This is a genomic window from Cognataquiflexum rubidum (genome assembly GCF_022538115.1).
Lineage (GTDB): Bacteria > Bacteroidota > Bacteroidia > Cytophagales > Cyclobacteriaceae > Cognataquiflexum > Cognataquiflexum rubidum.
The window spans coordinates 128,765-141,133 of record NZ_JAKZAL010000008.1 but is presented as its reverse complement, the minus strand read 5'-3'; the positions used below and the strand labels follow the sequence as shown (position 1 = coordinate 141,133).

Annotated in this window: 14 protein-coding genes and 1 tRNA gene; 9 read left to right on the top strand and 6 right to left on the bottom strand. The window is 38.0% G+C overall.

Features of this window, described 5'->3' with window-relative positions; all coding sequences use genetic code 11:
* Window positions 1-125: 125 nt before the first annotated feature.
* Both MMU05_RS10815 and MMU05_RS10810 read right to left on the bottom strand, forming a co-directional pair.
* Window positions 126-926, bottom strand: a complete 801-nt coding sequence (locus tag MMU05_RS10815) for a DMT family transporter (protein ID WP_241141751.1) — start codon at window positions 924-926, stop codon at window positions 126-128.
* 144 nt (window positions 927-1,070) lie between these two features.
* Window positions 1,071-1,727: an ABC transporter ATP-binding protein gene (locus MMU05_RS10810; RefSeq protein ID WP_241141695.1), complete on the bottom strand. Its 657-nt coding sequence runs from the start codon at window positions 1,725-1,727 to the stop codon at window positions 1,071-1,073.
* A gap of 139 nt (window positions 1,728-1,866) precedes the next feature.
* Between MMU05_RS10810 and sucC the strand changes: the two genes are divergently transcribed.
* The 3 genes from sucC to MMU05_RS10795 all read left to right on the top strand — a co-directional run bounded on the left by sucC (window position 1,867) and on the right by MMU05_RS10795 (window position 4,142).
* Window positions 1,867-3,078: an ADP-forming succinate--CoA ligase subunit beta gene (gene sucC, locus MMU05_RS10805; RefSeq protein ID WP_241141694.1), complete on the top strand. Its 1,212-nt coding sequence runs from the start codon at window positions 1,867-1,869 to the stop codon at window positions 3,076-3,078.
* Between the two features lie 17 nt (window positions 3,079-3,095).
* A tRNA-Arg gene (locus MMU05_RS10800) sits at window positions 3,096-3,172 on the top strand.
* A 133-nt stretch (window positions 3,173-3,305) separates the two neighbouring features.
* Window positions 3,306-4,142: a universal stress protein gene (locus MMU05_RS10795; protein WP_241141693.1), complete on the top strand. Its 837-nt coding sequence runs from the start codon at window positions 3,306-3,308 to the stop codon at window positions 4,140-4,142.
* A gap of 130 nt (window positions 4,143-4,272) precedes the next feature.
* On the opposite strand, the gene MMU05_RS10790 is transcribed toward MMU05_RS10795, so the two are convergent.
* Window positions 4,273-5,178 (bottom strand): DUF3078 domain-containing protein, encoded by a 906-nt coding sequence (locus MMU05_RS10790; protein WP_241141692.1) that lies wholly within the window; start codon window positions 5,176-5,178, stop codon window positions 4,273-4,275.
* Window positions 5,179-5,357: 179 nt separating this feature from the next.
* Between MMU05_RS10790 and MMU05_RS10785 the strand changes: the two genes are divergently transcribed.
* From MMU05_RS10785 to MMU05_RS10765, 5 genes are all read left to right on the top strand, one after another.
* Window positions 5,358-5,933 (top strand): DUF4136 domain-containing protein, encoded by a 576-nt coding sequence (locus tag MMU05_RS10785; RefSeq protein ID WP_241141691.1) that lies wholly within the window; start codon window positions 5,358-5,360, stop codon window positions 5,931-5,933.
* A 3-nt stretch (window positions 5,934-5,936) separates the two neighbouring features.
* Window positions 5,937-6,266 carry an Mpo1-like protein gene (locus tag MMU05_RS10780; protein ID WP_241141690.1) on the top strand — a complete coding sequence of 110 codons (330 nt, stop codon included), beginning with the start codon at window positions 5,937-5,939 and terminating at the stop codon, window positions 6,264-6,266.
* A 101-nt stretch (window positions 6,267-6,367) separates the two neighbouring features.
* Window positions 6,368-6,724: a response regulator gene (locus MMU05_RS10775; protein WP_241141689.1), complete on the top strand. Its 357-nt coding sequence runs from the start codon at window positions 6,368-6,370 to the stop codon at window positions 6,722-6,724.
* 86 nt (window positions 6,725-6,810) lie between these two features.
* Window positions 6,811-7,296 (top strand): hypothetical protein, encoded by a 486-nt coding sequence (locus tag MMU05_RS10770; RefSeq protein WP_241141688.1) that lies wholly within the window; start codon window positions 6,811-6,813, stop codon window positions 7,294-7,296.
* Window positions 7,297-7,365: 69 nt separating this feature from the next.
* Window positions 7,366-7,560 carry a hypothetical protein gene (locus MMU05_RS10765; RefSeq protein ID WP_241141687.1) on the top strand — a complete coding sequence of 65 codons (195 nt, stop codon included), beginning with the start codon at window positions 7,366-7,368 and terminating at the stop codon, window positions 7,558-7,560.
* 309 nt (window positions 7,561-7,869) lie between these two features.
* On the opposite strand, the gene MMU05_RS10760 is transcribed toward MMU05_RS10765, so the two are convergent.
* The gene (locus MMU05_RS10760; RefSeq protein ID WP_241141750.1) at window positions 7,870-9,369 is read right to left on the bottom strand and encodes a peptide MFS transporter; all 1,500 of its coding nucleotides are present in this window, start codon (window positions 9,367-9,369) and stop codon (window positions 7,870-7,872) included.
* Window positions 9,370-9,886: 517 nt separating this feature from the next.
* Here MMU05_RS10760 and MMU05_RS10755 point away from each other — a divergent pair.
* Entirely contained in the window at window positions 9,887-10,324 is a 438-nt protein-coding gene (locus tag MMU05_RS10755) for a peptidylprolyl isomerase (protein ID WP_241141686.1), read from the top strand.
* 36 nt (window positions 10,325-10,360) lie between these two features.
* Here the strand turns inward: MMU05_RS10755 and MMU05_RS10750 are convergent, their stop codons facing one another.
* A complete protein-coding gene (locus MMU05_RS10750) occupies window positions 10,361-11,644 on the bottom strand; it encodes a NupC/NupG family nucleoside CNT transporter (RefSeq protein ID WP_241141685.1) in 1,284 nt (427 codons plus the stop codon).
* Window positions 11,645-11,763: 119 nt separating this feature from the next.
* On the bottom strand, window positions 11,764-12,366 hold the full coding sequence (locus MMU05_RS10745; RefSeq protein WP_241141684.1) for a bifunctional nuclease domain-containing protein: 603 nt from the start codon (window positions 12,364-12,366) through the stop codon (window positions 11,764-11,766).
* Between the last annotated feature and the right edge of the window lie 3 nt (window positions 12,367-12,369).

The following is a 12,369-nucleotide window of genomic DNA, read 5'->3' as shown; positions in this document are numbered from 1 at the left end:
GCGATCAGGTTTATAAAAATGGATATCAATAGGCTTATGGATTGCAGTTTATGAAAAATTTCAACAAATTTTTCATAAAAAAGCTTTTTGTGTCTGCCTAAAGTAAACCCTATTTTGGTACCATTTTATTTGAAAATGTTCATTGCCACTCCGAACAGAACCAAAACCATACCGAAAAATACCATCAGGCTATAAGTTTCACCAAAAATAAGGAAGCCAAAACTCAATGCATAAACAATTCCAATATAACTGAGGCTAGCGACTTTGGAGAGGTTAGCATTTTGATAGGCCAAAGTCATGAAATATTGGGCAAATTGGGTCAGTAAACCCACTGCCAATAAAATCCCCCAATCCCATCCAACGGGTACTATCCATACAAAATAGCTAATCAAAGCAGCTATTGGTATGGTGATGAAAGGAAAATAAAACATGATGACCAAAGGATGCTCCGAATTTTTGATTTTCCTGATGATATTGTAAGCAAGGCCCATCGCAAAGGCCGAAATCAATCCAATAGTCATATCCAAAAAAGTAATCCTAGGATCAAAACCCTGAATGATCACGACTCCTGCAAAGGAAATTCCGAAATACAAGAATTGCTTTGCCCGGACATTTTCCTTTACAATAAATATACCCAAAATCGTGGTGAAAATAGGAGCCAAATAATTGATGGTGACCGCACTTGCCAAAGGAATACTTTGTAGTGTATAAAAAAATGTCATCAAGCCGATAGAGCCCGCTATTCCTCTCAGGATCAGTAGTTTTTTATTGTTTCCAAAAACAGGAACTGCTTCTCTTTTGAGTAAAATATAAGTTAGAATCAGGCTAAAAACGGAACGGAACAGGATGATTTCAATGGCAGGAATATGTGGAATCAGTTTCACCGAAACATTCATCAGGGAAAAAAGAAACCCTGCCAACAACATATGCTGAACACTTTTTTTATTCAAGGTTAAAAGGTTTTTCCAAATCTAATGGAATAAGAAAAACCAAAACCGTTTGGTTCGAATAAATTTAATTATCGGCCGGTTTTGAGACAAAATTCAAAACTTAAACGAAAAAATTGCGGGTTATTGACCTATTATCTTGCCGTCCTGCATCACCAAAGTTCTGTCGGCCATTTGTGCCAACTCTTGGTTGTGCGTGACGATGACAAAAGACTTCCCAAATTCTTTTCTCAATTCAAAAAACAACTTGTGCAGTGCTTGGGCACTTTTTGAATCGAGGTTTCCGCTTGGTTCATCTGCAAAAATAATTTTTGGGTCATTGACCAAAGCCCTTGCGACAGCCACCCTTTGTTGCTCCCCACCCGAAAGCTCGGAAGGCTTATGCCCTAGCCTGCTGCTAATACCCAATCTCTCAGCCAATTGTCCTGCTCTTTTTCGAAGTTCATTCATAGGCCTGTTGGCTATCAATCCGGGAATCATGATGTTTTCTTCCGCAGTAAACTCAGGGAGCAGATTGTGGAACTGGAATATAAAACCGATTTCCCTATTTCTGAATTCAGCCAGCTTGTCTCCTTTCAGACCGGTTATCAAGGTATTGCCGATATGAACATCACCTTTGTCAGCCTGATCCAAAGTGCCTAAAATATGCAGCAGCGTACTTTTTCCGGCACCTGAAGAGCCCACGATGGACACCACCTCACCGGAATTGATTTTCACATCCACCCCTTTGAGCACATGTAAGTCTCCATAATTTTTGTGGATTCCATTAGCAACTAACATATATTGTGTTTTTAGTCAACAAATATAAAAATTACAGATTCCTATCTGACCATTGAAGGGATTTATTTACCAAAAGACCGGATGTTAATTTGATAAATAAACATGTAGCGCTTAACTTCGGGCAAAAATTTTCATAAGGATGAACATACACGAATATCAAGCTAAAGAACTTTTGAAAAGCTATGGCGTCAGGATTCAGGAAGGGATAGTCGCAGACAGCCCTGAAGGAGCATTGGAAGCTGCCAAAAAGCTTAATGCTTCTACCGGAACTTCCTGGTATGTAATCAAAGCCCAAATCCATGCAGGTGGACGGGGAAAAGGAATGGTAAATGAAACAGGTTCTCGAGGTGTTGTTTTGGCTAAAAGCCTAGAAGATGTTCCTGTAAAAGCAGCCGGAATTCTTGGAGGGACTTTGGTCACCATCCAAACAGGTGCCGAAGGCAAAAAAGTAAATAAAGTGCTGGTAGCTGAGGATGTCTATTATCCCGGAGCTTCCGAACCGAAAGAATATTACTTATCCATTTTGTTGGATAGAGGCCGGGGAAGCAACGTCATCATGGCATCTACAGAAGGTGGAATGGACATCGAGGAAGTAGCCGAAAAACATCCCGAAAAAATCATCAAAGAATGGATCGATCCAAAAGTTGGATTACAGCCATTTCAGGCTAGAAAAGTGGCTTTCAAATTAGGTCTTGAAGGCAATGCGTTCAAAGAAATGGTGAAGTTTATCACCTCACTTTACAATGCCTATGTGGGATCTGATGCCGCACAATTTGAAATCAACCCTGTTTTAAAAACATCAGATGATAAAATTTTGGCTGTTGATGCAAAAGTAGGTTTAGATGACAATGCATTATACAGACAAAAGGCTCTTGCCGAATTGAGAGATATTGCCGAAGAAGATCCTTTGGAAGTGGAAGCTGGCAAATCAGGTCTTAACTATGTAAAGTTGGATGGAAATGTAGGCTGCATGGTCAATGGAGCCGGTTTAGCCATGGCTACTATGGATATGATCAAACTTTCAGGTGGTGAGCCTGCCAATTTCCTCGATGTGGGAGGAGGAGCAAATGCCGTCACTGTAGAAGCCGGATTTAGGATTATCCTTCAGGATCCCAATGTAAAAGCCATTCTTATCAACGTATTTGGAGGAATTGTAAGATGTGACAGGATCGCAAACGGGGTAGTCGAAGCTTATAAGACAATCGGAAATATACCTGTTCCTATTATAGTAAGGCTACAGGGCACCAATGCAGAAGAAGGTGCTAGAATAATTGATGAATCAGGATTAAAAGTATCCTCGGCCATTACATTGAAAGATGCAGCTGAAAAAGTTAAAGCAGCTATATCTTAATCAGAGCTGAATTAGAAGCGTGCGTAGTTCAATTGGATAGAATATCGGATTTCGGCTCCGAGGGTTGAGGGTTCGAATCCTTCCGCGCGCACCAAGCCTCAGGTTTTTCCTGAGGCTTTTTCTTTTCTAACTGATTTTTATCATTTAACTCCCTGATATTGAATAGTATATTTTTGTTTTTGTAAGGGTATTTTTAGGATAATTCAGAGAATTAAACCCTTAAAGCCATGAAAAAGATACTTGTGCCCACTGATTTTTCAGAATGCGCTCAAAATGCTGAAAAATACGCCTTCTTCCTTGCTCAAAAGATAGATGCCGAGTTGGTTTTCCTACATGTCATCAATACTCCTGTAGATTGGTCAAAATTAACCAAAGAGCAGGAAGATCTTTTTCCTGATGCCAAAGAAGCCATAGCCCAATCTAAAAAAAGGCTTAATGAGCTCATTAAGCAGGCCGAATCCGATAATATCAAATCCCGGAAAATCCTCATATTCAACAACACCAATGAGAAAATTCACCGCTTTGTAGAGGAAGAGCACATTGATTTGGTGGTAATGGGTTCACATGGTGTATATGGTTTCAAAGATTATATCCTTGGCACCAATACCTACAGTATGATTAGAAATTCAAAGGTTCCGGTCATAGTAGTGAAAAAACTTCCTGAAAAACTTAAACTGGAAAAGTTGGTACTTGCCACCAATTTTAAAGAAGAGACAGGACCAACATTTCGAATGGTGGAAAATCTTATGGAAATCCTTCAGGTCAAACTGAAAGTATTGTTCGTGAACACCCCCACCTATTTTTTAGAGACCAATGACATCATGAGTATCGGGAAAACTTTCCTTAATGAATTTGCAAGTTATGAGCACGAAATCCACATAATCGACTCCTTCAAAGAAGAACGGGGAGTTATTCAGTTTGCAGAAAAAATCAATGCAGATGGAATTGCAATAATTACTTATGGAAAATCTGATTTTAAGCAATACTTCTCACCAAGTGTATCAGAAAATCTCATTGGACTTACCGAAATGCCCGTGCTAAGTATTAAAGTTGCTAAAAAGTAAAAAAGCAGGAGAATTTCTCCTGCCCTTTTTATGAAAACTAAACCAACTATTATTTAACTACCACAATTGAAACAAAAATAATACATAAATGTAAAAATCAAAATTTTTTAAGGAAAAGGTCTGCAAAAACCTACTTTTTATTATTGACTTTGTATAAAATCCCTAATGCAAGGGCTTGACTAAACTGAATTCCTTCTACCATATCAATATCATACACATTGATACTGGTAAATGTCACATCCACATACCTTGTTATCTTGGCAATCAGCGTAAAATCCAATCTATGGTCTATAGTCTTAAATTCCAGGGTTTGCAAATTGGCAAAAATCTGGTAGCGGGAATTCAAAGTAAGGTTATCGCTGAATTTCTTATTGTAAGTCATGAATACCTGAAAAGCTAGCCATTCAGTCCTTAATTTTTGGCCTGCAGGTACACCGTAATTATCAGGCACTGTATTGATTAGATCCAGGTCTGTTACGAAAGTAAATCTGGGTGAAAATGGGGCCAATCTAAGTGCAAAATCAGCATTGGGCTTGTATTCAAAACCAAATCCTGTGGTCAAGAAAGCAGGTGCAAAAAATCTTGAAATCAAAACCGGGTCATCGGCCGAATAGTCAAACCCATCTGTAAATTGAGTGATAAAGTTTAATGAGGTAAAATAACCCCATTTCTGATTAATTTTATATCCCACTTTTGAATCAAAAAATATCCTATCATTGGATTTTCTAAGACCTAAATCGTCATTTTTTACAATCCCATAAATAAGCTCCACCTGATTGTCCCAACTCAACCGGTCTTTTGCATAATTGGCTTTTCCGCTGAAAATAGATCCCAAGGCAAATGAATTGACACCTCCTGATTTCCAGTTTCCTGAGAATGATGCCTGATTTAAGTTAAATCCAATACTCAACTCTGAAATCCAATAGGTTGTATCTTTTAATGCAATTGTAGCACTGTCAACAACAGCATCGGCGTCCTGAGAGAAACCAAAATGGCCAAAAGTGAAAATCAAACAAATCGTAAATAGTTTTTTCATAATTATTGAGTTAAGTAAAACATAAGCAAATTAAATAATAAAATAAATAAGATTATGGATATAACAATTTGGATTTTAAGTGATTTTAAAAAATTTCTGAAAAAATAATCTTCATCATTAATCCTTTTTTAAAATATTTGAGTTAAATAAAGTCTGAGAACAACCTGCGTTGCAAACCCATGATAATCGAATTCAGAAATACCAAACTCTTGCTTCTTTTACTCCTTTTTTTTCCTTCCTGTAGTTCCATTGAGATTTTTAAAGAAAAAACAGAATTTGCCCCCTACAAAGAATATAAAAGCTTTGTCATCACCAATAAAGAAATAGGACACAGGGGTTTTAATGATGCTTATTTGGACGCAGTTGTTTCAGAACAGCTGCAATACCTTCTTGAGGAGCAAGGTCTCAAATATGAAAGAGATTCCCCTGACCTGGTTATCAGGTATACTTCCAATGAAGACATGAGACAAAAAGAAGTATATAATAACAGGTATCCGATGTGGGGAGGAAGGGTTTGGGATCCTTGGATGTACGATCCGAGGTTCATTAACCAACAGAACATGGTTTCTACCCAGAATTATCAATTGATGCAAATCATGGTCGACTTTATAGATCCAAAAAATGAAAAAATCCTGATGCAACTTACTGCTGTTTCAGAGGTCACCAATCCAAAAGACAAAAATAAAAAAGCATTAAAATCAATAGAAAAAATTGCCCAGACTTACAAAAGCCATATGATACCTACTAATAAATGATTTATGAAAAACCCAGAAAAACAATACGGCACTTTGAAGGAATTTTATCCTTACTACCTTTCCGAGCATCAAAATCCTACCAGCCGTACCTTACATTTTATTGGTACAGCATTGTTGTTTTTTATACTAGGAGCAGCCATTTATTTATCAAATTATTACCTATTGATCGCTATTCCTTTTGTCGGTTACGGATTTGCCTGGGTTGGGCATTTTTTCTTTGAAAAAAACAAACCGGCGACATTTCAGTACCCATTTTATAGCCTTGCCTCTGATTTTTTGTTGTTTTTTGATCTAGCTACAGGAAAAGAGCGATTTAGGCCTAGAAAAGGGTAAAAATAAAGTTGATAATTTTTTCAAGAACTGTTGTAAATCCAAAGTTATACTGTAATTTTGTATTGTATATATTGTATTTCAAAATCAATATTTTGTATTATATGGTAAAAATAGTTCTAATCGACGATGATCCAATCAGTACTTTTGTAACTGAAAAGTTGATCAGCAAAAATATTAAAGTCCCTCATAAGATTTTTAAATTCCAAAGTGCTACCAAAGCCCTTCAGGATATCTACCAAATTGACCCCAATTACCTGTTTTTGGACCTGAATATGCCCGAAATGACAGGTTGGGATTTCTTGGAAGAATTCAGGCCAAAAGAAATCAGTCCTGAGATATATATTTTGAGTAGTTCAGTGGATGAGAGGGATATTGTCAAAGCGACCAACTATGCTGTTGTCAAAAAATATCTGTCAAAGCCTTTGGTAAAAAAATATATCAAGAATATTTTTAATTAACAATTTTCAATTTTTTCTATTTTTTTTTCTTTGATTCAAACCGGGAAGGTTTTTTATTGTTTACTTTTTATAAAAATTTACCTTCTATGTCAAGAGTCAGCGTTGAATTGATTGATGCAGTCAGAAAGACTATCGTCAAATTGAAAAAAGGTGCTCCATATCAGTGGGGGCATATGGGTGCATGTAATTGTGGTAATCTCGCCCAGGAGCTCATCCAACTTACCAAAGAGGAGATTCACAGGTTTGCAATGGAAAAATCAGGGGATTGGAATGACCAATTGATTGATTATTGTCCGGACAGCGGGTATCCAATGGACTTGATGATTGGCAAAATGCTTGAAAAAGGCCTAAAAATAAATGATCTGAGGCATCTCGAGAAATTATCTGATCCAAACATTCTCAGGAACCTACCTTCTACCAAAAGCCGGAATTTGGAAAAAAATATATTATCAGATGTGATCCTATATTTCGAAACTTGGTTGGAAATGCTAGAAAATCAGTGGATTGAGAAAAGTGTTGATTCAGATGTTATAATGTTGCAAAAAAATAACCTTGACAAGGTATTTGCTTAAAAATATATTTTGATTTAATTAGTGCCCATCAATCCATTTGATATTAAAACAATTAACCTTATTCATACTATGGACGATTTAGAAGACGATTTTGAAGAAATCGAAGATTTCGATGATGACGATGAGTTTGCAGAAGAATTTAAAGACGAGGTGTACGATCTAGATGAAGACAGCGAACTCCTTGATGAGGATTTTGATGATCTGGAAGACGATGATTTCGATGATGACGATTTCGATGAAGACTTTGACGATGAAATTGATTAATTAGGAAAAAAGCAGGAAGTTTAATTAAACTTCCTGCTTTTTTAAATGCAAATTTTGTCCCAAATCCAATCTATGCTATATTTCGAAAAAATAGCCATAAGTAATCTATCCAATATATGTTATTACAAATATTCAGTTCCCCTATCGCTTCAGGAGCACAATTGTTTTTATTGATTGTATGCATTCTAATCGGGCTTGGAGCAGGTCTTTCCTTTATAGATTTTAGAGGTACAAAAACTCCGAAGGAAGTTAAAAGGAAATAAAAAAAAGGTCATATGACCTTTTTTTTATTTATCCCCTTATTCTTTTTTAATGGACATTTCCCATCAATTTTTTGATCGGCCTGCTGATCAGTAATAATAACAATCCTGCTCCCAAAGCCGTAAATACAATGATCATATATTGTCCCGGCATCTGCGCGAGTGCTTCCTCTGTTCCTCCGCTCGCTTCTCCTGCAATCAGACCTGCGAATAAATTTCCAAGCGATACAGAAAGAAACCATATCCCCATCATTTGACCTCCGTATTTTGGAGGTGCCAATTTTGTAACCAAACTTAATCCTACAGGGCTCAAACTCAACTCTCCAAAAGTGTGTAGCAGATAAGTGAAAATCAGCCAGGTCGGTGCTGCAAGATTCCCTGATGCAGCAATTTTCGCAGCAAAATACATTACCAAGAAGCCCATTCCTAGAAGCAGCAAACCCATTGCAAACTTCAAAGGTGAACTTGGCTCAAGATTTCTTCTTCCCAACCACACCCAAAGTGCTCCAAAAAAGGGTGCGAAAATAATGATGAACATGGAGTTAACAGACTGAAAATAGCCTGAAGGTATTTCCCAACCCAGAAAATTTCTATTGGTAAAACGTTCCGCAAACAAATTCAACGTCGATCCGGCCTGCTCAAATCCCGACCAAAACAGGGCTGAAAACAAAAAAAGGATAGCGATGACAGCCACTTTATTTCGGTCATCCTGACTCAGCCCTCCAAACAAAATTACATATCCAAGGTAAACAAAAGCCACAACTGCAATAATTGTCCCTGAAGCCCCGGCCAAGGCCAATACATTGATAGGAATAAAACCCAAAAACAAAAGAGCCAATACAAACAAAACAAGGGCTCCGATACCAAAAAGTATTCTTACCAATTTACTTCTTTCCAAAGCATCTTTCTCAGTCAGGATAACAATTTCATCACCGTAACCAACCAAGGTCGAACTAGTCAATTTATACTGGATCAAACCAAAAACCATCCCCAATCCTGCCAAACCAAATCCCAAATGCCAATCATAGGTAGCTAGTGTACTGCATGCTATCGGTGCTATAAAAGCCCCAAGATTAATCCCCATATAAAAGATTGAAAAACCAGCATCTCTTTTTGAACTACCTGCAGGATAAAGCTGTCCGACTATCGAACTGATATTTGGCTTCAATAACCCTGTTCCGATAACAATCAAAATCAATCCCATAAAGAATGAATTTGTATCCATCAGAGAAAGGGATTCCTTTACAGAACCTTCCTCCCCAATCAAATTGAATAATCCGGGCAAAGCCATGGTAAAATGGCCCAAGGCAATAATGATTCCACCGTACCAAACAGATTTCTTTAGACCGAACAGCCTGTCCGCAAACCAGCCACCGGGAAGTGCCAGCAAGTAAACCCCCATGGTGTAGAGTCCATATATTGCTCCCGAAGTTTTATCATCAAAACCCAAACCACCGTCTACGATGGCAGTCGTCATAAAAAGTATTAAAAGGGCCCTCATGCCATAAAAACTGAATCGTTCCCACATCTCTGTGAAGAATAAAGTCATTAGACCTTTTGGATGGCCAAATATGGTTGGGCCGGGATATAAATCTACAGGAATAGAACCCGGACTTTTCTCAAATTTATTTTCCAATATTTCTGATTTTTAAAGGATGATACAAGTTGTTTAAAATACAATGATAAAAGAATTTACCAAATTGTGCTTTTCCTGATTGAAAACCAAATTTTGAAATCTTACTAAAGTTGGACCGAAAATCTATTCTTCAAAAACTCAATCATCCCTAAGTTCCTTTTCTTATTTTGAATTGAAATAAATACTGGCGTAATCGATTGTTTTCTCAAAAAATGGATGTTTTTATTATTCTGTCTATCAATTTATTTTTATATTTGAACAGAAATATAAAGATTCTCAACCTCATTTGAGATGTCGAAGGCCGTTTTAGTCAATTGATATCTATCAGAAAATAAACCCAACCAAAGGGAGTGCTCCGCACTCCTTTTTTATTTTTCGAAAATTAAAACTTCACCAAATAATATTTGCTACTTTTGGCAAAATGTAATTTATGAAAAAAGCAGAAATTCTTACTGAAAAAGGCCTGATGAAGGTAGAGTTCTTTGACCAAGATGCTCCAAAAGCGGTCGACAATTTTATCTCTCTTTCTAAAAAAGGGTTTTATGATGGGTTGACTTTTCATAGAGTCATTCCAAATTTCGTTATTCAGGGCGGTTGCCCAAAAGGAAACGGGACTGGCGGACCAGGGTACAAAATAGATTGTGAATTGGATGGTGGTAATCAATATCATGACCGAGGAGTTTTGTCAATGGCACATGCGGGCAAAAACACAGGCGGGTCACAGTTTTTTATCTGCCACAGCAGGGATAACACGGCTCATCTTGACAGGAAACATACCTGCTTTGGAAAAGTGGTGGAAGGACTTGAAGTCATTGATTTGATCCGTGCGGGAGACAAAATCGAAAAAATCACCGTAATTGAGGATTAATACTTTGGGCCTGAAAATTTTCAGGCCCATTATTTTTTAGAATAACGCACCGGCAATGGTTGCTGTCATCAGACAAGCCAAAGTTGCAGCCATCAAGGATTTCATGCCAAGTTTTGAGATGTTTCCCTGTTGATTTGGAGCTATACTTCCAATACCTCCCACCTGAATAGCAATTGAACTAAAGTTCGAAAAACCACAAAGTGCGTAGGTGGCAATGACGATCGATTTAGAAGAAAGTGTTCCGGCATTTTTCATGTCTGCCAGACTCAGGTAAGCTACAAATTCATTGATAACTGTTTTTTGGCCTAGCAAAGAACCGACTTGTAAGGTTTGGCTCCATTCAATTCCGATGACCCAAGCAAAAATCCTGAAAATCTGTCCCAGTATATACTCAAGGGAAAATCCTGAGAATTGGCCATTGGTCGAAGATACAATGACTTCATTTAATCCTGTATAATTCCCAATCAAACCTGAAAGGATGTAATTTAACGCTGCTATGACTGCAATAAACGCCAAAAGCATCCCTCCTACATTCAGTGCGAGTTTCAACCCTTCTGAAGCCCCGATAGACATGGCATCAATAAGATTGACTCCCATGCTTTCCTCGTTGACTTCCAACTTGCTGTTGATTACGTCCCTCTCTGTTTCAGGAATCATTATTTTGGACATGACAATGGCTGCAGGTGCATTCATGATACTGGCTCCAAGCAGATAGGCGGCAAATCGTGTCTGCTCTGCAGGATCGTCACCTCCCAAGAAGGCCACATATCCCGCCAATACTCCACCGGCAATTGTCGCCATCCCCCCTGTCATCAAGCACATCAATTCTGATTTTGACATGGTGGGTATAAATGGTCTCACCAGGAGAGGTGCCTCTGTTTGCCCAAGGAATATATTTCCTGCAGCTGAAAGACTTTCAGGACCCGACAGTCTCATGGTTCTTGCCATCACCCAAGCAATTCCAAATACAACTTTTTGTAAAATCCCCAGATAATATAGGCCCGCTGAAACCGTAGAAAAGAAGATGATGGTCGGTAAAACCTGAAAGGCGAAAATGAATCCAAAGGTATTGGTAGCTAAATCCCCAAAAATAAAGGTCGCTCCATCCGCCGAAAAACTCAAGAACTTCACAAAAGCCCTGCTGATCAAAGCGAATAATTGAGCCACTGCTTCAACCTTTGTAATCAAGAATCCAAACAAAGCCTGAAGAGCCACTCCAATACCTACAAGCCTCCAATCCACCTTTTTTTTGTTACTGGAAAAAATAAAGGCCACGGCAAGCAAGACCAAAATTCCAATCAAACCTCTAAAATAATCCATGTAATAATTCAGATTAAATGTTTTCTACCAAATTTGTTTTGTCGGGTGAAAAAAACTTCTCTAAATCAAAACCCATTTTTTCAAAAAAAAGTAAGCCTGGCGTGGACCAGGCTTACAAATCAGTTTCTCCTGTTTATCTCATCTCTGATTCTGGCTGCTTTTTCATAATCTTCATTATTGATGGCTTTGTCCAGCATTTGATTGAGTTTGTCAAGACTAAAATCTTTTAAGGAATCGGTGCTTCTTGGAGCCGGAGAACTTGCCTTACCGGATTTGACCTGCTTTGTGGAGTCTTTCTTTTCATCCTCTTCATTGAATTCTATTGCGGCTTCAGACATGACTTTGGATACACAAAAAATAGGAGCATCAAACCTTACTGCAATGGCTATGGCATCAGAGGGCCGGGCATCAATCTCTACTGTTTTGGAAACGTTTTTACACACAATTTTTGCATAAAATACGCCTTCCCTCATATCAGAAATCAATATATGATCGATAGAGAAATTGAAATTGGAGGAAAATGATTTGAACAGATCATGCGTCATGGGTCTGTTTGGGATGATTTTCTCAATTTCAATAGCTATGGCCTGAGCCTCAAACATTCCAATAACTATAGGTAGCCTCCTACTTCCCCCTACTTCACCCATTACCAAGGTAAAGGATCCTGACTGGGAATGATTGGAGGACAATCCTAAAATTTCAAGTTCAATAGTCTGATCCACAGG